Origin of the sequence: Chromobacterium sp. LK1 (assembly GCF_001043555.1) — a bacterium.
Classification (GTDB): Bacteria; Pseudomonadota; Gammaproteobacteria; order Burkholderiales; family Chromobacteriaceae; genus Chromobacterium; species Chromobacterium aquaticum.
The window spans coordinates 22502-42357 of the sequence record NZ_LDUI01000009.1 but is presented as its reverse complement, the minus strand read 5'-3'; the positions used below and the strand labels follow the sequence as shown (position 1 = coordinate 42357).

18 protein-coding genes and 1 tRNA gene are annotated in these 19856 nt (G+C 65.3%); 12 read left to right on the top strand and 7 right to left on the bottom strand.

What is annotated here, in order from left to right; genetic code table 11:
• Positions 1–72: 72 nt before the first annotated feature.
• From VI26_RS05450 to treR, 4 genes are all read right to left on the bottom strand, one after another.
• A complete protein-coding gene (locus VI26_RS05450) occupies positions 73–1293 on the bottom strand; it encodes a carbohydrate porin (RefSeq protein WP_197081391.1) in 1221 nt (406 codons plus the stop codon).
• Between the two features lie 104 nt (positions 1294–1397).
• Positions 1398–3050 (bottom strand): alpha,alpha-phosphotrehalase, encoded by a 1653-nt coding sequence (gene treC / locus VI26_RS05445; RefSeq protein ID WP_048408744.1) that lies wholly within the window; start codon positions 3048–3050, stop codon positions 1398–1400.
• Positions 3050–4498, bottom strand: a complete 1449-nt coding sequence (treP, locus tag VI26_RS05440; protein ID WP_048408743.1) for a PTS system trehalose-specific EIIBC component — start codon at positions 4496–4498, stop codon at positions 3050–3052. Before treP ends, treC begins: the two co-directional genes overlap by 1 nt.
• 278 nt (positions 4499–4776) lie before the next feature.
• Positions 4777–5484, bottom strand: a complete 708-nt coding sequence (treR, locus tag VI26_RS05435) for a trehalose operon repressor (protein WP_048408742.1) — start codon at positions 5482–5484, stop codon at positions 4777–4779.
• Positions 5485–5673: 189 nt separating this feature from the next.
• Here treR and VI26_RS05430 point away from each other — a divergent pair, with 189 nt between their 5' ends.
• Positions 5674–6150, top strand: coding sequence for a nuclear transport factor 2 family protein (locus tag VI26_RS05430; protein ID WP_048408741.1), 477 nt, complete (start codon positions 5674–5676; stop codon positions 6148–6150).
• An 18-nt stretch (positions 6151–6168) separates the two neighbouring features.
• On the opposite strand, the gene VI26_RS05425 is transcribed toward VI26_RS05430, so the two are convergent.
• Together VI26_RS05425 and VI26_RS05420 are read right to left on the bottom strand one after the other, a co-directional pair.
• On the bottom strand, positions 6169–6861 hold the full coding sequence (locus VI26_RS05425; RefSeq protein ID WP_048408740.1) for a M24 family metallopeptidase: 693 nt from the start codon (positions 6859–6861) through the stop codon (positions 6169–6171).
• A gap of 37 nt (positions 6862–6898) precedes the next feature.
• Positions 6899–7963 (bottom strand): FAD-binding oxidoreductase, encoded by a 1065-nt coding sequence (locus tag VI26_RS05420; protein ID WP_053074240.1) that lies wholly within the window; start codon positions 7961–7963, stop codon positions 6899–6901.
• A gap of 117 nt (positions 7964–8080) precedes the next feature.
• On the opposite strand from VI26_RS05420, the gene VI26_RS05415 reads away from it, so the two are divergent.
• From VI26_RS05415 to VI26_RS05400, 4 genes are all read left to right on the top strand, one after another.
• Positions 8081–9535: a PLP-dependent aminotransferase family protein gene (locus VI26_RS05415; RefSeq protein WP_048408739.1), complete on the top strand. Its 1455-nt coding sequence runs from the start codon at positions 8081–8083 to the stop codon at positions 9533–9535.
• Between the two features lie 43 nt (positions 9536–9578).
• Positions 9579–10058: an SRPBCC family protein gene (locus VI26_RS05410; RefSeq protein WP_048408738.1), complete on the top strand. Its 480-nt coding sequence runs from the start codon at positions 9579–9581 to the stop codon at positions 10056–10058.
• A 111-nt stretch (positions 10059–10169) separates the two neighbouring features.
• Positions 10170–10243, top strand: a tRNA-Gly gene (locus VI26_RS05405).
• 64 nt (positions 10244–10307) lie between these two features.
• A complete protein-coding gene (locus VI26_RS05400; protein WP_048408737.1) occupies positions 10308–12458 on the top strand; it encodes an AsmA family protein in 2151 nt (716 codons plus the stop codon).
• A gap of 77 nt (positions 12459–12535) precedes the next feature.
• Here the strand turns inward: VI26_RS05400 and VI26_RS05395 are convergent, their stop codons facing one another.
• Complete coding sequence (locus VI26_RS05395; protein WP_048408736.1) at positions 12536–14509, bottom strand: cation:proton antiporter; 1974 nt, start codon at positions 14507–14509, stop codon at positions 12536–12538.
• A 119-nt stretch (positions 14510–14628) separates the two neighbouring features.
• Here VI26_RS05395 and VI26_RS05390 point away from each other — a divergent pair, with 119 nt between their 5' ends.
• The 7 genes from VI26_RS05390 to hpf all read left to right on the top strand — a co-directional run bounded on the left by VI26_RS05390 (position 14629) and on the right by hpf (position 19801).
• The gene (locus VI26_RS05390) at positions 14629–15609 is read left to right on the top strand and encodes a KpsF/GutQ family sugar-phosphate isomerase (RefSeq protein ID WP_048408735.1); all 981 of its coding nucleotides are present in this window, start codon (positions 14629–14631) and stop codon (positions 15607–15609) included.
• A gap of 25 nt (positions 15610–15634) precedes the next feature.
• Positions 15635–16159: a 3-deoxy-manno-octulosonate-8-phosphatase KdsC gene (kdsC, locus tag VI26_RS05385; RefSeq protein ID WP_048408734.1), complete on the top strand. Its 525-nt coding sequence runs from the start codon at positions 15635–15637 to the stop codon at positions 16157–16159.
• A complete protein-coding gene (lptC, locus tag VI26_RS05380) occupies positions 16156–16725 on the top strand; it encodes an LPS export ABC transporter periplasmic protein LptC (protein ID WP_048408733.1) in 570 nt (189 codons plus the stop codon). The genes kdsC and lptC overlap by 4 nt, the downstream gene beginning before the upstream one ends.
• Positions 16715–17266 (top strand): lipopolysaccharide transport periplasmic protein LptA, encoded by a 552-nt coding sequence (gene lptA / locus VI26_RS05375; RefSeq protein ID WP_048408732.1) that lies wholly within the window; start codon positions 16715–16717, stop codon positions 17264–17266. The genes lptC and lptA overlap by 11 nt, the downstream gene beginning before the upstream one ends.
• Positions 17263–17991, top strand: a complete 729-nt coding sequence (gene lptB / locus VI26_RS05370) for an LPS export ABC transporter ATP-binding protein (RefSeq protein ID WP_048408731.1) — start codon at positions 17263–17265, stop codon at positions 17989–17991. Before lptA ends, lptB begins: the two co-directional genes overlap by 4 nt.
• A 3-nt stretch (positions 17992–17994) precedes the next feature.
• Positions 17995–19419, top strand: coding sequence for an RNA polymerase factor sigma-54 (locus VI26_RS05365; protein WP_048408730.1), 1425 nt, complete (start codon positions 17995–17997; stop codon positions 19417–19419).
• A 67-nt stretch (positions 19420–19486) separates the two neighbouring features.
• Positions 19487–19801: a ribosome hibernation-promoting factor, HPF/YfiA family gene (gene hpf, locus VI26_RS05360; protein WP_019104259.1), complete on the top strand. Its 315-nt coding sequence runs from the start codon at positions 19487–19489 to the stop codon at positions 19799–19801.
• The last annotated feature ends 55 nt before the right edge of the window (positions 19802–19856 follow it).

Sequence of the window (19856 nt, the reverse complement as noted above, 5' to 3'; positions counted from 1 at the left end):
TCGACAGATCAATTATCCGGGCGAGACATTCAAAAAATTTGAATGCCTGTGCCCGCTGCGCTCACACGCCGCTCACCACCAATGTTCCAACTGCACGCCGAAGCTGGAACCGCTGAGCGCGCCCCCAAAGGCGCCATCTCCGGCCAGCGCCGAGCCGGGCACGGCCGCTTGCTGGGCGGCGCGGTTCCAGCGCGCATAGGTATAGTAGAAACGCAGTTCCGGCCGACTCCAGAACGCCTTATCCAAGGCCAGCGTCGGCGCGATGGTGAATTTGCTCAAGGTGCGGACCTGGCCATCGGCGGCCTTGACCCGGTCCACGCCCAGCTCGGCGAGCAGTTTGAAGCGCTCGCCAAAGGCATAGGCCGGGCGCGCGCCGGCCGACCACCAGGTCTGCCCGCCGTCCGGCCGCGCGTCGCGCTGCCAGGCCAGCATCAGCTGGCCGCCGAATTCCCGCGTCGCTTGCCAGTCCAGCGCTTCCACCAGCCGGCTGCGGCGTGTGCCGCTATCGCTGACGAGGCCGCCGGTGCCGCCCAGGCCGGTTCCCGGCCCGACGCCATATTGCAGCGCAAACAGATTGCGGCCGCCCAGCACGCCTTTTTGCTCATGCAGCGCGCTCAGCGACCAGCCACTGTGCGCGTCCGCCACCTGGCCGGCGCGCTGGATGTAGCTGAGGCCCAGGCTCAATTCGCCGCCGGGATTGACGGCGATGCCACCCAGTTGCAGATCGTGCTTATTGGCCTGGTCCTCCTGCCCCCAGTTGTCGTTGCGCGAGAAGGCGTAGCTGAGCTTGAGATCGCCGCCCAGGCGGTAGTCCTCCAGGCCGAAGCCGGTGCCGCTGGGGTTCCAGAAATAGAAATCGGCGATATGCACGTCGTGGCGCTTGTAATAGCGGCGGCCGGCCCACAGCGTGGCCCCGTTCAACTGTGGGATATCGCTCCATTTGGCATAGGCCTGCGGCAAGCGGACATTGCCGTTGTCGCCCTGGAAGGTCGGCGCGCGGCCATAACTATTGTACAAGCTGGCCATGCCCACCACGCTGATCTTGCTGCCGTTTTCGGCCTGGAACAGCTGCTGGCCCAGCTCCAGCTCGGCGTACTGCTCGCACTCATTGCCAAGCCGGTACTTGGTTTCGGCGCCGGCCAGTTGGAAGCAGCTCTGCTTGCCGCCGCTGTCGGCGCCGCCGGCGCCGAGGCGGAGATAGCCGTGGAAATCCAGCGCCTGGGCGGCGGGGGCCGCCAGCAAGGGAACGGCCAAGCCCAGCAGGACTAGGCCGCGGGATGTGAATCGCGTCATTGCATCTCTCTCCATTTCCCTTGTGTTTTGGGCAAAGCGTGGCCTACCGGCCGGGAATGCCGGCAGGCCGCAAGCGGGCCGGAGCCCACGGATCAGCACAGTTCTCAGAACAATTCGGCGCGGTAGAGCAAGGATTCGTAAGGCCGCAGGCGCGCCCGGGCCGGGTTCGCCGCCGCGTCGGCGTAATTGGCGCACAGCAGCTGCCAGCCATGATCTGCCGTCAGGTATTCGGCCGGCGGCGAGTAGTCGCGCTCCTCGGCGCTGAAATTGCAGATCACCAGCAGTTTTTCCTGCTCCACCGCGCGCGCGTAGACCCACAGCGCCGGATCGTCCGGCGTCAGGCAGCGGTAATCCCCATCGCGGAACACCGGGTAGCGCTTGCGCAGCGCGATCAGGCGCCGATAGTGATGCAGCACCGAGTCCGGGTCGCGGCGCGCGGCGGCGACGTTGACCGTCGCCGCGTCCGGCGCCAGTCCTATCCACGGCACGCCACGCGAGAAGCCAGCGTGGCGGCTGTCGTCCCATTGCATGGGCGTGCGCGAGTTGTCGCGCGATTTCTGCCGGATCGCAGCCATCGTCTCGGCCTCGCCCAGGCCACCGGCGCGCAGCCGATGGTAGGCATTGCGCGTTTCCACGTCGCGGTAGGCGTCGATGTCGGCGAAGCCAGGGTTGGCCATGCCGATCTCCTCGCCCTGGTAGATATAGGGCGTGCCCTGCAAGGCATGCAGCGCGGTGGCCAGCATCTTGGCGGACTCCACGCGGTAGCGGCCGTCGTCGCCAAAGCGCGACACCACCCGCGGCTGATCGTGATTGCACCAGAACAGCGCGTTCCAGCCGCCGCCGGCGTGCATGCCGCTCTGCCAATCAGAGAGGATGCGCTTGAGCGCGATGAAATCGAAACGCGCCGCGCGCCACTTCTCGCCGCCAGGGTAGTCCACTTTCAGATGATGGAAGTTGAAGGTCATCGACAACTCGCGCCGCTCGGGGTGCGAATAGGCGACGCAGTGTTCCAGCGAGGTGGACGACATCTCGCCCACCGTCATCAAATCGCGGCCGGCGAAGACTTCGCGGTGCATCTGCTGCAGATATTCGTGCACGCGCGGGCCGTCGGTGTAGAAATGGCGACCGTCGCTATCGTCCTCGGAGAAAGCCGGGTCCTTGGAGATCAGATTGATCACGTCCAGCCGGAAGCCGGCCACGCCCTTGTCCGCCCAGAAATTCATCATTTCGAACACCGCCCGCCGCACCTCCGGATTGTCCCAATTCAGGTCCGCCTGAGTCTTATCGAACAGGTGCAGATAATACTGGCCGCTGGCCGGGTCCAGCTCCCAAGCCGAGCCGCCGAACTTGGAGCCCCAGTTATTGGGCTGGTCGCGCCAGATGTAAAAATCGCGGTAGGGATTATCCCGGCCCTGCAAGGCCTGACGGAACCACGGATGATCGGTGGAAGTGTGATTGACCACGATGTCCAGCATCACGCCGATGCCGCGCAGCCGCGCCTCGGCCAGCAATAGTTCGAAGTCGGCCATGCTGCCGTAGGCGGGATCGATGGAATAGTAGTCGCTGACGTCATAGCCGTTGTCGTGCTGCGGCGAGCGGTAGAACGGCGTCAGCCACAGATAGTCCACCCCCAGCCAGGCCAGGTAGTCCAGCTTGTCGGCGACGCCCAGCAGGTCACCGGTGGCACCGCCGCCATGGCTGTGGAAACTCTTGGGATAGATCTGATACACCACCGCGGATTTCAAATTCTTGTTCATCACAGGGCTTTCTCGCTCAGCACCGCATGCGGCTGGCGGCGCGCCAGCGCCCATGTCAGCGCGAACGGCGCTACCAGGGCCACCACGGTGCCGACCAGGAACATCGGTATCTGCTGCGGAATGATGGAAATGAAGGCCGGCAAGCCTCCCACCCCTATCGCCGACGCGCGCACATGGCTGAGGGTGATGGTGGCCGCCGCCAGCGCCGAGCCGGCCAGCGCCGCGTAGAACGGCAGCTTGTAACGCAGATTGACGCCGAACATCGCCGGCTCGGTGATGCCGAAGAAGGCGGAAACCGCCGAGGTCGACGCCATATTCTGCTCATTGGCGGTGCGCGCCTGCCAGAACATCGCCAGCGCGGCGCTGCCCTGGGCGATATTGGACAGCGCGATCATCGGCCAGATGAAGGTGCCGCCCTGATTGGCGATCAATTGCAGATCCACCGCGATGAACATATGGTGCATGCCGGTCAACACCAGCGGCGCGTACAGAGCGCCGAACAGCATCGCGCCCAGCAGCGGCGCCAGGTTGAACACATAGACCAGGCCATCGGTGATGGCGATGCCCAGATGGCGCGCCACAGGGCCGATCACCGCCAGCGCCAGCGCGCCGCTGATCACGATGGTGACGATGGGCACCACCAGCAGCTGGATGGCGTTGGGCACCCGCGGCCGCAGCCACAGCTCCACCCGGCACATCACCCAGGTGGCGGCCAGGATGGGCAGGATCTGGCCCTGATAGCCCACCTTCTCGACGCGGAACCAGCCCAGCACGTCGAAATACGGCACGCTGGCGCCGCCCAGGCCAGCGGCGGCCTGGCCGTAGTTCCAGGCGTTGAGCAGGTCCGGATGCACCAGCAGCAGGCCCAGCACGATGCCCAGCACCTCGCTGCCGCCGAAGCGCTTGGCCGCCGACCAGCCCACCAGCGCCGGCAGGAACACGAAGGAGGTGTTGGCCATCATATTCAACAATCCCCACACCCCGCTCAGGCCCGGATAGGCATCCAGCAGGCTCTTGCCTTCGATGAACATGCCCTTGGCGCCCAGCAGATTGTTCAAGCCCATCAGCAGGCCGGCCACGATGATGGCGGGCAGGATGGGCATGAACACATCGGAGAACACCTTGACCAGCTGTTGCAGCCGGCCCTGCTTCTGATCGCCGCTGGCCTTGACCTCGGCCACGGTGGCGCGCTGCAGCGCCGCCAGCTCGATCAAAGATTGATACACCCGGTCCACATCGCCGGAGCCGATCACGATCTGGAACACGCCACCATGGCTGAACTGTCCCTTGATCAAGTCCACCTGGCGCAAGGCCTCCAGGTCCACCCGGCTGTCGTCCTTCAAGGACAGCCGCAGCCGGGTAATGCAATGCGCGGCCTGCTGGAGGTTGTCGCGGCCGCCCACCGCGGCGAGTATCCGCGCGGCGATGCTGTGGTAATCGTGGCTCATCTGTTTAATCCCTGCGTCTCCCGGTCTGCGGCGGTGCCGCAGCGCCTGTTATCGAGTCCGGCGCCGATTTTGGCAAGCGCGCCGACCATGACGGCACCCTAACTCGTACAGATAAGTTGCGTCAACACTCGTACAGACGAGTTTGCGGAAAATCAGAATATTCTCAGCGCCAACGCAACAAGGGCGATGGCGCGGCCAACGGCAAAAGGGAGGGAATGGCGAACGGCACAAAGCCGTGCCGCGGCCGGGACGCCGCGGCGGAATGGGACGCCGGCCGCTTATTTGCGGCGGGCCACGTCGGAAAAGAAGAATTTATCCAGCCGGTGGCGAGACTCGGTGTATTCGAACTGACGGCCATCGTAGAGATGAGTGTGGTTCTTGACCACGATCACATGGTCCATGCCGTTCAGGTCCAGGTAGCGGCGGTCATCCTCGCTGCATGGCTGCGCCTCTATCACCCGCTGCGCATAGCTGATGTTCAGGCCCAGCCGCCGCTCGATGAAGTCGTAGATAGACCCGGCGGCGGCTTCGCGGTCCAGGCCCGGCACCAGGCTGGCGACAAAGTAATTGATGTCCAGGATCACGTTTTCATTGTCGATATTGCGCACCCGCTTGATCTTGAGCAGCGGGGTTTTCTCGCGCACGTCCAGCAGCCGCGCCAGTTGCGCATCGGCCGGCACCGTCTCCATCTCCGCCACTCGAGAGCTGACTCGGCGGCCCAGATGCTGGTGAGCCTCCTTGAAGCTGACGATGCCGCTGAGCTGGAACTCGATATTGCCGGAGCGCAGCACGAACACGCCCTTGCCGTGGATCTTCTGCACATAGCCGCGTTCCTGCAGCATGTCCACCGCCTTGCGCACCGTGCCGCGGCTGGCCTCGTAGCTGTGCATCAGCTCGGTTTCGGAAGGAATGCGGTCGCCCTGCTGATAACGCTGGTTGTCGATGTCGGCGACGATGTCGGAAAAGATTTGGCTGTATTTGTTCACGGCGTGGATTCGGCAAGATCGGCGGAGCGCCCCAGCCCGGCAGTCTGCCTCAAGCGCGAGCGGCGCGCCAGCCCGCGCCCGGCCCATTCTTCCGCCAGGCGCAACACAGCATTACCCGCCGCAGGGATTCCGCCGGCCACCGGCGCGGCGCACACTGGCCGCCTTCCCTCACCAGACAGGAACATCCTCATGCACGCACCAGAACTCCGCCCGCCGCTGCCGCCCTTCGATCGCGACAGCGCCATGCTCAAGGTCCGCCTGGCCGAAGACGGCTGGAACAGCCGCGATCCAGCTCGCGTGGCCCAGGCCTATACCGAGGACAGCCAGTGGCGCAACCGCGCCGAATTCCCGCGCGGCCGCGCGCAGATCATCGAGTTCCTCAGCCGAAAATGGCGGCGCGAACACGAATACCGGCTGATCAAGGAATTATGGGCCCACGACGGCGCGCGCATCGCGGTGCGCTTCGCCTACGAATGGCGGGACGAGAGCGGCCAGTGGTTCCGCTCCTACGGCAACGAGAACTGGGAGTTCGCCGCCGACGGCCTGATGCAGCGCCGCTACGCCTGCATCAACGATCTGCCCATCCGCGAGGACGAGCGCCTGTTCCACTGGCCGCTGGGGCGCAGGCCGGACGGTCATCCCGGCCTGAGCGAGCTGGGCTTGTAAACAAGATCTAGGCAGCCCTCACTCGGCGAAACAGCCATCCTCCAACAACATGTCCTCGAAGAAAGCGCCGAAGGGCCGCGATGGATGGCGGATGTGGATTTCCAGCACCCACAGCATGCGCGCCGGCGTGAAGTCCACCTCCGCCAACGGCCCTTCATGGATGGCCGCGTGCGGGAAGTCCGCCAGCCGGTGGCCGGACAGGTCCAGGTTCAGTTCCCAGCCACGACCGGCGGCGCAGGCCTCGGCAAAGCGGTACAGCTCGCGCCCGCTACAGCCCTCGCTCGCCCATTTGCGCCTCACCTCGTGGAAAATGGCGCGGGCGTCGCCGGCGCAACGCGCCATTTCCGGATCGGAGCCGGTGACGAAACTGTCGCCGCCGTCGCCCTCCCACTGCTTCCATACCGGGCCGATGTCGATGAAGAAAATATCGTCCTCGCCCAGGCGCACGCCAGGATCGGACGCCGTGCCGAAAGTCTTCAGCGTATTACGGCCAAAGCGCACGTAGACATCGTGCCAGCCGCGCAACATGCCGCGCTCAGCCAGGATGTCCTTGGCCAGCTCCACCGCGTCCTCTTCCAACATGCCCGGCCGCATCGCCGCGGCGATCAAGGCGATCGCCTGCCGGGTCATGTCGCGCACCGCCATCAATTGCTGCGGATCGAAGGCCGGGCCCACGCCCTCCAAGGCCGATCGTTCAATGCTTGCTTCCATTTCATGCTCCTTTGCTTGAATGCGGGCAGGCGATCGCCTACCCGGAAATCTCCACCGCCAAACCGTGCAAGCACGGTTGCAAGGCGATCTGGCAGGCCAGCCGGCAGCGGCCGTCGTCCGCCTCCGACAGCTCCAGCGCCGCCAGCAGCCGACGCTCCGCGCGCTCCATCGCCTGCAAGCGCGCCAGCCCGTCTTGCTCGACGCGAACCAGGCAAGTGCCGCACGAGGCCTGCCCGCCGCAGACGCCGCGCATCAGCCCAGCCGCGGCCAGCGCCTGCATCAGGCTGCCGGCGGCGGCCACTTCCAGCCGCATCTCCTCTCCGTCCGCGGCGCGCACCCGCAGCGCCATCGATTCAGTCGCGACCGGCGCCGGCGCAGCCGCCAGGAAGGCGTCGGCCAGGAAACGCTGTTCCGGCAGCCCGCGCTGCCGCGTCAGCAATTGCCTGGCCGCGGCGACCATCGCCGGCGCGCCGCAGGCGTATACCTCCGCCGCGCGCAAACAGGGAAAATCCTCGGCCGCCGCCTGCTGCACGAAACCGCGCCGGCCGTTCCAGCCCGGCCCGGCCTCGGACAGCACTGGCTCGAAACGGAAATCCGGCCGCTCGCGCTCCCAGGCCCTCAGCTCGTCGAACAGATACAGCTCATCCTCGGTGCGCCCTCCCCAATAGAGCGCGATCGGCGGCCGCCCAACCCTGTCCGGCCCCGACTGCAACATCGCCCGCAACGGCGCGATGCCGGTGCCGGTCGCCAACATCAGCGTTTGCGCCGCGCCGGCATCGTCGCGCCACACGCAATCGCCGTGCGGCCCCTCCAGCCATAGCGCGTCGCCCGGCCGCGCGTCGCAGCGCAGCCATTCGGAAAACTCGCCGCCGGGCTGCAGACGCACATGCAACTCGATGCCGCCATCGGCGCTGGGCGCGGCCGCCATTGAATAACTGCGCCGCAGCCCACCCGGCGTGGTCACCGCGACGAACTGTCCGCTCTGAAAGCGCAGCGGCGCCGCATCCGCGCATTCCAGCCGCAAGCCGCGCACCTCGCGCCCCAGTCGCTCTATCGCCGCCAGCCGGTAGCGGCACGCGCCGCTGTTTGCCTGTTGTGTCATTTGCCGCTCCTTGAATATCTGTCCCGGCCACTTTAAGCCGACACTGGACCAGCAAAAACATCCAGTTTTGATAATATTGATGGTCCAGAAATAAAAACGGCGACAAGGGGAACACGCATGCTGCGCAAATGGGATTTGCAATTAAGCCTGGATCGAAGCGGCGGCCTGCCGGCCCATCTGCAGATCGCTCAGCAGATCAGCGCCGACATCCAGCGCGGCCGCTTGCCGCCGGGCGCGTCGCTGCCGGGCAGCCGCGAACTGGCGGCGCAACTGGGGATCAACCGCAAGACCGCGGTGCTGGCCTATGAGGAACTGGCGGCGCAGGGCTGGCTGCTGACGCAGGGTCGGCGCGGCACCTTCGTCGCGCCGACCCTGCCGCTGCTGTCGCCGCGCCCGACACCGGCCGTAGCGCGCATTGCTCAGGCCACGACAAGGGCCGAAAGCCGCTTCATCGACTTTGGCGACGGGGTGCCGGATTCGCGGCTGATTCCCTTCGATGTGCTGGGTCGCGCCTACCGCCGCGCGCTGATCGCCGCCGCCCGCGCCGGACGGCTGGCGTACGGCGACCCGCGCGGCGAGCTGGGGCTGCGCCAGGCGCTGGCGGAAATGCTGGACATGGAACGCGGCCTCAATGCCGACGCCGAGCGCATCTGCGTGGTGCGCGGCAGCCAGATGGGCATCTATCTGGCCGGCCGCGCGCTGCTGCGCCCCGGCGACGCGGTGGCGCTGGACGCGCTTAGCTACCCGCCGGCGCGCGAGGCCTTCCGCTCCCTGGGCGCGCGGCCGCTGGACGTGGAGCAGGACGCGGCCGGCATGCGGCCGGACGCGCTGGAGCGGCTGTGTCTGAGCCAGCCGGTCAAGGCCGTCTACCTGACGCCGCACCACCAGTATCCGACCACCTTGATGATGCCGGCCGAACGCCGGCTGCAATTACTGGCGCTGTCGTACCATTACGGTTTCACCATCATCGAAGACGACTACGACCACGAATTCCACTTCAGCCGCAGCCCGGTGCTGCCGATGGCCAGCCTGGACGCCGCCGAACGCATCATCTATGTCGGCTCGCTGTCCAAGGTGCTGGCGCCGGGCCTGCGCGTCGGTTATATGGTGGCCGAGCCCGCCATCATCGAACGCTGCGCCGCCGACATCATGCTGATAGACCGCCAGGGCAACGCCGTCACCGAGCTGGCGGTGGCGGAACTGATGCACAGCGGCGAACTGAAACGCCACATCCGCCGCGCGCTGCGAGTCTACGCCACGCGCCGGCAAACGCTGGCCGCCGCGTTGGACCGGGAGCTGGCCGGCCTCGCCAACTACACCCTGCCGGAAGGCGGGCTCGCGCTGTGGTTGCGACTGCCGCCGTGGACCGATATGCGGCGCCTGCTGGCCGATGCCGCCGAAGCCGGCGTCAAGGCGCTGCCCGGCGGCGCCTTCAGCGGCGACGGCGGCGACATTCCGGCGCTGCGCCTGGGCTTTGGCGCGCTGGAAGCGGAACAACTGGAGCAAGGCGTCGCGCGGCTGGCGCGGGCGCTGCGCCGGCAAATTCCAGCTGCGGGATTGCGAAGCTCATGACGAAGAACTAATCTGAGCCGATACCCCACCCGAAAGGCACGTCATGAGCCACGCCAACGGCCCCTATCGACTGACGCTGGAACGCTTGATCGACGCCCCGCCGGAACAGGTCTACCGCGCCTGGACCGACCCCGAATTGCTATGCCAATGGTTCACTCCGCGGCCATGGACGGTGACGGCGGCCGAACTGGACGTCCGGCCCGGCGGCTCCAGCCTGGTGGTGATGCGCAGTCCCGACGGGCAGGAGTTTCCCAACCGCGGCGTCTATCTGGAAGTGCAGCCTGGACGCCGCCTGGTGTTCACCGACGCCTACACCGAAGCGTGGCTGCCATCGGCCAAGCCCTTCATGACCGTGACGCTGGAATTCCAACCCTGCGACGGCAAGACCCATTATCATGCCGAGGTCTTGCACTGGACCGAAGCCGATCTGCGCGAGCATGAGGCGATGGGCTTCGCCAGCGGCTGGGGCCAGGCCACCGACCAGTTGGCAGCCTTGCTCGGCAGGCTGCGCGCCGGCGCTTGAAACCGTGCTCTTTTTTATCAAGCCCTTAGCGCGGCGACGCCCGCGCGCCGCCGCCAAACCTTGCCAAGCCGGGCAAAAAACGCTACATTCGGGCGCTCTAGCCGAAAACGCGCGGGTGTAGCTCAATGGTAGAGCAGAAGCTTCCCAAGCTTACGACGAGGGTTCGATTCCCTTCACCCGCTCCAGTCCGCTTCCGCAATCAAGTAACCTAGATCAATCCGCCGGCATGGCCCATCCGAGCACCCACCAATGAAATTGAATTCCGGCCGGCTGTGGCTACGCATCGCTGTTTACAGCCTCACCGCGCTACTGGCGGTGGCCGTCTTGGTGCAATCGCTGATCTATTGGCAATTCGACGAAGCCCAGGTGCGCACCACACTGTCGCACGCCTTGCAAGACACCGGTCGCGTGATCAGCATAGAAGGCCGCGTCACCCCCACTCTATTCCCATCCCCCGGCGTGCAGATCGAGAAGCTTTCCGTCTCCGAGCCGGGACAACAAACGCCGTTCGCCCGCGTCGAGGAACTCCGTGTCGGCCTGGGCTGGTGGCCGCTGCTGTTCGGCAACCGCGAAGTGCGCTCGGTGGCGCTGTACGGTCCCAGCGCCAATATCAGTCGCGACCAGGAAGGCCGGCTGTCCATCGCCGATCTGTTCCAGCGCCACAGCCAGAGCAGTTTCTCCATCAAGCTGGACACGCTGAAGATACGCGAGGGCACCCTGGTGCTGTCCGACCAGATGACCCGCACCGACAGCCGCGTCGCCAGCATCAGCCTGGATGCCGACAACCTGCTGGGGGGCGCCAGCCTCAGCGCCGGGGCCATTCTGGAACAGGGTTCGCGCCCGGTGCGCTTGGCGGTCAACACCCCGCTGTCCATCCAGGACGACCAGGTCAGCCTGGAAGAACTGGACGCGGTGGCGATGACCCAGGTGCCGGGCCTGGGCGAGAGCAAGCTCACCATCAGCGGACAGTACAAGCTCAACTTCGCCACGCTGCAAGCCACCGGCAGCAATGTGGCGCTCGCCTTCAGCAGCGAGCGCCCCAGCAGCGAAGTCCATCTGACCCTGCCGCAGATCAACGCCAGCTTCGACGAATTCACCATGCCCTCCGGCCAGTTGAGCGCCAAGCTCAGCTACGCGCGCAGCCAGTACCAACTGGAAGCCACACTGGAAAACCTCAAGCTCAACGAAGCCGGCCTGTACGCCGACAAGCTGCACGGCGATTTCAACTGGCTTGCCGGCTCCACCAAGGTCAATGTCAAGCTCAACGCGCCGCTGTCGCTGGCCGGCATGAACCAATTGCGGATGCAGCCCTTGGCGCTGACCTCCTCCATCACCACCCCGCTGTTGCCGCGCGGCAAGCTGGTCTCCACCATGGACGGCGCGCTCGACGGCGATCTGGACGAACCGCGCTTCAATCTGCGCGTCGCCGGCAAGATGGACGGTTCCGACCTGGCGGTCACCGTCAGCCAGTACGGCCTGATCAAGCCGCGCCACGAGGCCACGGTATCGGTGGGCCGGCTGGACCTGAACCGCTACCTGCCGGAAAGCAAGGGCGATCCGGTGGCCATCTTCCAGAACACCGGCGATATCCCGTTGGACTGGCTGGACCTGTTCGACCTCACCGGCAAGGTGGCGATTGGCGAACTGGCTGTCGGGCGCTTCCGCGTCAAGCAGATCAGCAGCAATGTGCGCATCAACCCTCGCGAACTGGAACTGGACCAGATGTCGGCCGACATCTACGAGGGCCGCTTGCAGGGCGACGCCAGCCTCAGCCGCCGCGACGTGCCGCAGCTGAAGGTGAACCAGACGCTGCAGGGCATGAAAATCCGTCCCCTGCTGGTGGACCTGTTCAACTTCAGCCGCCTGGACGGCAAGGGCAACGGCAAGATAGACATCAACGCCGACGGCAAATCCTTCGCTCAGCTACGCAACACCCTGAGCGGCAATGTGCAGATGAGCCTGAACAACGGCGCGCTGACCGGCATCGACCTGGTGGCGGCGCTGAAGAACCTGCCGGCCGAGCTGAAGGAGTGGAACAGCGCCGCGCAGAACGACCAGAAAACCACCTTCGCCACACTGTCCAGCAGCTTCCGCCTGGACAAGGGCGTGGCGCGCAGCCAGGACCTGAAACTAGCCTCGCAACTGATGAATGTCGGCGGCGGCGGCAAGATAGACCTGAAGCAGAGCATCGTCGACTACACCATGGACGTGCAGGCCAACCCGCTGGCCTTCGCCCGCCTCAAGGGCGTCAACGTGCCGCTGAAGATCACCGGCCCGCTGAACGCGCCGGTCTACGCGCTGGACTTCAACGCCATGGTCAAGGGCAAGAAGACCGAGGTGGAAAAACAGCAGGCGCTGAAGCAGCAGTTGCAGAAGCAGATCACCACCATCCTGCCTTAACGCCCGACAACAGCATCAAGACGAACGGCCCCCGCGGCTCACGCCGCGAGGGCCGTTCGACGTTCGCCCGCCGGACCTTATTCCCCCTGTAGAATCCGGTACTCGGCCAACGCCAGCTGCTCCGGCGTGCCCAGCAACACCAGCGCGTCGCCCTGCTCCACCTCGAAGCTGTCGTCGAAATCGGTGCGCCGCACCCGCTGGCGGCGGATCGCCTTCAATTCCACGCCCAGATCCCGCAGATGCAGGCTGGCCAAAGGCTGTCCCACCGCCGCCGCGCCGGTGCAGACCTGAACGCTCTGCAGCCGCGGCACCAGCGCCTCGTCCATGCCCTCGCCCTCGTCGCTGGCGCCGCGGAAAAAGCCACGGAACAGACCGTAGCGCTCCTCGCGCACCGCGCGGATGCGGCGCACCACCCGGCTCGGCGGCACGCCGACCACCAACAGCGCCTGCGAGGCCAGCATCAGGCTGCCCTCCATCACCTCGGCCACCACCTCGTCGGCTCCGGCGTGGCGCAGCTGATCCATATCGCTATCGTCCACGGTGCGCACGATCACCGGCAGCCCCGGCCGCGCATGCTCCACCGAACTCAAAATACGCAAGGCCGCGTGGGTATCGGCGAAAGTCACCACCACCGCCTTGGCGCGCATCAAGCCGGCCGCCACCAGCACCTCGTGCTTGCCGGCGTCGCCGAACACCACCGGATCTCCGGCCTCGCCGGCCTCGCGCACCCGCTCCGGGTCCATGTCCAGCGCGAAGAACGGAATCTCCTCCGCCTCCAGCAAGCGCGCCAGCGCCTGGCCGCTGCGGCCGTAGCCGCAGATCACCACGTGATCGTTCTTGGACATGCTCTCCACCAGCATGTGGTGCAGGTCCAGCGCCTGGAACATCCAATCCTGCTTGATCAAGCGGCGGGTGATCTTGTCGCCGTACAGGATCAGGAAGGGCGCGATCAGCATCGAGATCAGAATCGCGGCGATCGCCGCCTGAGCGGTGCCGGCCGGCACCAGGTGCAGGTTAAGGGCCAGCGCCAGCAGCACGAAGCCGAATTCGCCACCCTGGGCCAGCGCCAGCGCGGCGCGCATGGACTCATTGGACTTGTGGCGGAAGCCGCGCGCCACGCCGAACACCACCGCCACCTTGATCGGCAGCAGCAGGGCCAGCATCAGCAGCACTTCGCCGAAACGCTCGAACAGCACCGTCAGTTCCAGCTTCATGCCGACGGTGACGAAGAAGAAGCCCAGCAGGATGTCGCGGAACGGCCGGATGTCCTCCTCCACCTGATAGCGGTATTCAGTTTCCGAAATCAGCATGCCGGCGACGAAGGCGCCCAAGGCCAGCGACAGACCGGACAACTCGGTCAGCCAGGCCACGCCCAGCGTCACCAGCAGCACATTGATCATGAACAGCTCGCCGGAGCGCTGGCGCGCCACCAGATGGAACCACGGCCGCAGCAGGCGCTGTCCGAAGAACAGCAGCAAGGCCAGCACCACCACCACCTTCAGCGCCGCCAGGCCCAGGTCCATCCACAAGGTATCGCTGCCGCCGGCGAAGGCCGGGAATAGGATCAGCAAGGGCACCACCGCGATGTCCTGGAACAGCAGCACGCCGATGGCCAGCTGGCCGTGGGCCTGGTTCAACTCCAGGCGTTCGTTCAAGAGCTTGCTGACGATGGCGGTGGACGACATCGCCAGCGCGCCGCCGACGGCGAAGCCTGTCAACGGACTACCGCTGAGCCAGCCCACCGCCAGGCCCACCAGCAGCATGGTGGCCGCCACCTGGCCGAAGCCGACGCCGAACACCAGCTGCCGCATCGCGCGCAGCTTGGGCAGGGAGAACTCCAGGCCGATGGAGAACATCATGAAAACGATGCCGATTTCGCCGAGAAAGGCGGTTTCCTCGCCTTGCGGGATCAGATTCATCACGCCGGGGCCGGTCAGAAAGCCCACCACCAGATAACCGAGCATGGCCGGCACTTTCAGGCTGCGGCACAAGGTCACCGACAGCACCGCGGCCAGCAGAACCAAGACGATAGGGGCTAGTGACGAATGCATCGCGCGGCGGGGCTCCTGAAGCTAGAGAAAGGGAAAAGACTGCAATTTTTAACACATGCCAAGCAAAAGATGCACCAGCCTGCGTTCAGCGATTATAACCTTTGATATACTTTCGAATTATGGAAAAAGTACAAGCTCCGTCCCGGCTCCAACTGGCCCGGGAAGTCCTGCAGATCGAGTCCGAAGCCCTCACCACGCTGTCCCGCCGCCTGAACGGCGATTTTCTCGCCGCCGTGGACCTGATCCTGGCCAGCGCCGGACGCCTGGTGATCACCGGCATGGGCAAGTCCGGCCACGTGGCGCGCAAGATCGCCGCCACGCTGGCCAGCACCGGCACGCCGGCCTTCTTTGTGCACCCGGGCGAAGCCGCCCACGGCGACCTCGGTATGATCACCGCCCAGGACATCGTGCTGGCGCTGTCCAACTCCGGCGAGAGCGACGAAATCATCGCGCTGCTGCCGGCCTTGCGACGCAAGGGCGTGCGCCTGATCTGCATGACCGGCCGCGAAGGCTCCACCATGGCGCAGGAGGCCGACATCCATCTGGACGCTCATGTGGAGAAGGAAGCCTGTCCGCTGGGCCTGGCCCCAACCACCAGCACCACGGTGCAGATGGCGCTGGGCGACGCCTTGGCGGTGACGCTGATGGACGCGCGCGGCTTCGGCCAGGGCGATTTCGCGCTGTCCCACCCGGGCGGCAGCCTGGGGCGCAAGCTGCTGGTCCACGTATCCGACATCATGCACAGCGGCGATGAATTGCCGCGGGTGGCGCCGGGCACCCCGCTGAAGGACGCGCTGCTGGAGCTGTCGCGCAAGCGCCTGGGCATGCTGGCCATCTGCGCCGACGACGACACCCTGCTGGGCGTTTACACCGACGGCGACCTGCGCCGCACGCTGGAGCGCTCCGCCAATCTTTACGATCTGAGCATCGATCAGGTGATGAGCCGCTCGCCGCGCACCATAGGCCCGAAGAAACTGGCCACCGAGGCGGTATTCCTGATGGAACAGAACAAGATCACCAGCTTGCTGGTCGTAGATGAAGGCGACAAGCTGATAGGCGCGCTGCATCTGCACGATCTATTCAAGGCCGGCGTGATCTGAGTCGCCGACATTAGCAAGGACAAGCATGCAAAGCATTTTCGAGCAGGCCCGCAAGGTCAAGCTGCTGATCATGGACGTGGACGGCGTGATGACCGACGGCCGCATCTACTACAACGCCCACGGCGAGGAAAGCAAATCCTTCAATGTGCAGGACGGCCTGGGCCTGCGCCTGCTGCAATCCACCGGCGTCCAGTTGGCCATCATCTCCGGCCGCGCCGACCGCTGCGTGGAACACCGCGCCCGCGCGCTGCAGATCGACCATTACTATGGCGGCGTGCATGACAAGAAAGTCGCGTTGAACGAGTTGCTGGAGCGGCTGGAACTACAGCCCGAGGAATGCGCGTTCATCGGCGACGACCTGATCGACCTGCCCATCATCACCCGCGTCGGCCTGGCCGTCGCGGTGCCGGAAGCGCCGGCCCTGGTGCGCCAGCGCGCCCACTATGTCACCGGCAGTTCCGGCGGCAAGGGCGCGGTGCGCGAGCTGGCGGAACTGATCATGCAAGCCCAAGGCACCTTCGACGCCATCCTGGCAAGGTATCTGGCATGATCCGGCTGCTGCGCTCCCACCGGCTGTTCCCGCTGTTGCTGGTCGGCCTGACCGGCCTGTTGACCGTGTGGCTGGACCAGGTGTCGCGCTGGGACAGCAATCGCCGCGAACTGGACCCGGACAAGCCCGAATACGTGGCCGAGCACCTGACCGCCTCGCGCTTCGACCCGCAAGGCAAGCTCAACGAACGGCTGATCGCCACCCGCATGTGGCAATACCCGGGCAAGGACGACGCCTTCTTCGAAAACCCCGAACTCTACCAGTACCAGCAGGGCGTGTTGCAATACCAGCTGACCGGCGATGTCGGCCGCTACAACAACAAGACCCAGCAGGCCTATTTCGACAAGAAGGCGGTGATGATACAGCCGCCGATGGCGGACAAGCCGGAAACCAAGGTCGTCACCAGCGCCATGCATGTCGACACCGCCAAAAAGATAGCCCGCTCCGCCGCGCCCACCGTGTTCTATCATGGCAAGTCGCACGGCAATTCCGTGGGTTTCGTTTACCAGCAACAGACAGGCTTGTTGAACCTGCTGTCTCACACCAAGATCGTTTATGAAAAATAAGTTCCGTCTCCTGCTGGCCAGCCTGGCGCTGGCCGCCTCCTTCGCCCACGCGGAGCAGGCCGACCGCACCAAGCCGCTGGAAATCACCAGCGACAACGGCTGCACCATGGACCAGATCAAGGGCGTGTCCACCTGCGAGGGCAATGTGGTGGTGATCCAGGGCACGCTGCGCCTGAACGCCGACAAAGTCGTCGCCACCCAGGACAAGCAAGGCAACCAGACCCTGGTGGCCACCGGCCGCATCGTCACCTTCCGCCAGAAGATGGACGGCAAGAACGAATGGGTGGAAGGCCAGTCCAGCCGCCTCGACTACACCAGCGCCGCCAATCTCGCAGTGCTGACCGGCAATGCCCGCGTCAAGCGCGAGGGCGACCTGGTGGTGGGCAATGTGATCACCTACAACACCCAGAACGAGACCTACCAGGTCACCGGCGGCACCGCCACCGGTCCCAACAAGGGCCGCGTCACCGTGATCCTGCAGCCCAAGAACGCCGCCTCGCAGCCGGCCGCGGCCAAACCCGCCAGCGGAGCCGCCAAATGACGCCAAGCGTGCTCAAGGTAGAGCGCCTGCGCAAGCGCTTCAAGAAACGCACCGTGGTCAAGGACGTGGCGCTGGAAATCGCCAGCGGCGAAGTGGTGGGCCTGCTCGGCCCCAACGGCGCCGGCAAGACCACCAGCTTCTACATGATCGTCGGCCTGATCGGCGCCGACGACGGCGAGATTCGCCTCGACGACCAGGTGATCACCCACTATCCCATCCACCACCGCGCGCGGCTGGGCCTGGGCTATCTGCCGCAGGAAGCGTCCATCTTCCGCCGCATGACGGTGGAGGAAAACATCGCCGCCATCCTGGAAGTGTCCGGCCTCAAGGGCAAGGAACTGGAAAAAGAGCTGGACCTGCTGCTGGACGACCTCAACATCGGCCACCTGCGCGACAGCAGCGCGCTATCGCTGTCCGGCGGCGAGCGCCGCCGCGTGGAGATCGCCCGCGTGCTGGCCACCCGGCCGCGCTTCATCCTGCTGGACGAACCCTTCGCCGGCGTCGACCCGATCGCGGTGATCGACATCCAGAAAATCATCTCCTTCCTGAAGGAGCGCGGCATCGGCGTGCTGATCACCGACCACAATGTGCGCGAAACCCTGCGCATCTGCGACCGCGCCTACATCATCAGCGAAGGCTCGGTGCTCGCCTCCGGCGAGCCGGAAGAACTGGTCAACAACGAGAAGGTGCGCGAAGTCTATCTTGGCGAACACTTCCACCTGTAAGCGATGAAACAGACCCTTCAGCTCAAGGTATCGCAGCAGCTGACCCTGACGCCGCAGCTGCAGCAGTCGATCAAGCTGCTGCAGATGTCCACGCTCGACCTGCAGACCGAGGTCGAACGCTTCCTGCTGGACAATCCCTTGCTTGAGCGCGGCGACGAGGCGCCGCAGGGCGAGACGCCGGACAGCGCCGCCAGTCAGGAGCAGGACGGCCCGGCGGAAAGCCGCGAAGAAAGCGGCGGCGACGAGGCCGAGCGCGGCGGCGAGGCCGGTGAACTGAGCGACTGGGGCAGCGGCGCACGCCGCGGCGACGGCGACGATGAGCTGGACCCTATGCTCAACGTCCCCTGCCCGGTCAGCCTGCGCGAACACCTGCTGGCGCAGCTGGGCGAGGTGGCGCTGCCGACGCGCGATCACGCCATCGTCCGGCTGCTGATCGAAGAACTGGACGACGACGGCTATCTGAGCCAGGAACTGGAAGACATCGCCAGCCATCTGCCGCTGGAGCTGGAAGTCGAAACCGACGAGCTGATGATAGGCCTGCGCCTGCTGCAGCAGTTCGATCCGCCCGGCGTCGGCGCGCGCTCGCTGCCGGAAGCGCTGGCGCTGCAGCTGCAGCGGCTGGACCCGGACGAGCCGCAGCGCGGCCTGGCGCTGGCCATCGTCCGTGATCACCTGGCCTTGCTCGGCAACCGCGACTACACCCGGCTGAAAAAACTGCTGAGCGTGGACGACGCCGCGCTGCGCGCAGCCCAGGCGCTGATCGCCCGCCTCAACCCCCGCCCCACCGCCGGTTTCGGCGCCAGCGACACCCAGTACGTGATTCCGGATGTCTCGGTCAAAAAACGCAAGGGACGCTGGGTGGCGACGCTCAACGGCGGCGCCGTGCCGCGTTTGCGCGTCAACCAGATGTACGCGCGCTTGCTGGCGGAAAACCGCGGCGGCAACGGCGAAATGTCCTCGCGGCTGCAGGAGGCAAAATGGCTGGTGAAGAACATCCAGCAGCGATTTGACACTATCCTGAAAGTGGCGGAAGCTATCGTTGACAGGCAGCAATCGTTCTTTGAACACGGTGAAGTGGCCATGCGCCCGCTGATTCTGCGCGACATCGCGGACGAGCTGGGCCTGCATGAATCCACGGTTTCCCGAGTCACCACCCAAAAGTACCTGCTGTGCCCGCGCGGGCTGTTCGAGCTCAAGTATTTCTTCGGCAGCTCACTGGAAACCGACAGCGGCGGCGAGTGCTCGGCCACCGCGATCAAGGCCCATATCCGCAGCCTGATCGACGCCGAAGCGCCAAGCAAACCGTTGTCCGACAGCGCCCTGGTCGAAGCGCTGGCCAAGCAGGGAATACAAGTTGCCAGACGCACGATAGCCAAGTATCGTGAAGCCATGCAGATACCGCCGGTCAACCAGCGCAAGACGCTGTGATCCCGGCGGCAGAATACAGCGATCCGGCCGACCCGACCGGACTGTCAACACCAGAAGGAGCTAGGGTATGAACCTCAAAGTAACTGGACTGCATCTGGAAGTAACTCCCGCCCTGCGCGAATACGTCGAAACCAAAATGGAGCGCGTTACTCGACATGTCGACCATGTGATCGACATTTCCGTTACTCTGTCTGTTGATAAACTGGTGCAAAAAGCTGAAGTCAACGTGCATCTGTCCGGCAAGGACATCCACGTGGAAGCCACCGAGTCCGATATGTACGCCGCCATCGATCTGCTGATCGACAAGCTGGACCGTCAAGTGCTGAAACACAAGGAAAAGCAGTCTGAACACCGTGCTCCGGCCCCCGAAGCCAGCCTGTAATTCCTTGATCTGGAAGGCGGGAGCCTGCGGGTTCCCGCTTTTCTTTGCACTTGCC

Bases quoted from the DNA above. Each gene is read 5' to 3' on its own strand.
- VI26_RS05400 (WP_048408737.1), top strand. From the start codon at position 10,308: ATGAAATTGAATTCCGGCCGGCTGTGGCTACGCATCGCTGTTTACAGC.
- lptB (WP_048408731.1), top strand. From the start codon at position 17,263: ATGACGCCAAGCGTGCTCAAGGTAGAGCGCCTGCGCAAGCGCTTCAAG.
- kdsC (WP_048408734.1), top strand. From the start codon at position 15,635: ATGCAAAGCATTTTCGAGCAGGCCCGCAAGGTCAAGCTGCTGATCATG.
- VI26_RS05410 (WP_048408738.1), top strand. From the start codon at position 9,579: ATGAGCCACGCCAACGGCCCCTATCGACTGACGCTGGAACGCTTGATC.
- lptC (WP_048408733.1), top strand. From the start codon at position 16,156: ATGATCCGGCTGCTGCGCTCCCACCGGCTGTTCCCGCTGTTGCTGGTC.
- VI26_RS05415 (WP_048408739.1), top strand. From the start codon at position 8,081: ATGCTGCGCAAATGGGATTTGCAATTAAGCCTGGATCGAAGCGGCGGC.
- VI26_RS05365 (WP_048408730.1), top strand. From the start codon at position 17,995: ATGAAACAGACCCTTCAGCTCAAGGTATCGCAGCAGCTGACCCTGACG.
- VI26_RS05425 (WP_048408740.1), bottom strand. From the start codon at position 6,861: ATGGAAGCAAGCATTGAACGATCGGCCTTGGAGGGCGTGGGCCCGGCC.
- VI26_RS05395 (WP_048408736.1), bottom strand. From the start codon at position 14,509: ATGCATTCGTCACTAGCCCCTATCGTCTTGGTTCTGCTGGCCGCGGTG.
- VI26_RS05450 (WP_197081391.1), bottom strand. From the start codon at position 1,293: ATGACGCGATTCACATCCCGCGGCCTAGTCCTGCTGGGCTTGGCCGTT.
- hpf (WP_019104259.1), top strand. From the start codon at position 19,487: ATGAACCTCAAAGTAACTGGACTGCATCTGGAAGTAACTCCCGCCCTG.
- VI26_RS05390 (WP_048408735.1), top strand. From the start codon at position 14,629: ATGGAAAAAGTACAAGCTCCGTCCCGGCTCCAACTGGCCCGGGAAGTC.
- lptA (WP_048408732.1), top strand. From the start codon at position 16,715: ATGAAAAATAAGTTCCGTCTCCTGCTGGCCAGCCTGGCGCTGGCCGCC.
- VI26_RS05420 (WP_053074240.1), bottom strand. From the start codon at position 7,963: ATGACACAACAGGCAAACAGCGGCGCGTGCCGCTACCGGCTGGCGGCG.
- VI26_RS05430 (WP_048408741.1), top strand. From the start codon at position 5,674: ATGCACGCACCAGAACTCCGCCCGCCGCTGCCGCCCTTCGATCGCGAC.
- treP (WP_048408743.1), bottom strand. From the start codon at position 4,498: ATGAGCCACGATTACCACAGCATCGCCGCGCGGATACTCGCCGCGGTG.
- treC (WP_048408744.1), bottom strand. From the start codon at position 3,050: ATGAACAAGAATTTGAAATCCGCGGTGGTGTATCAGATCTATCCCAAG.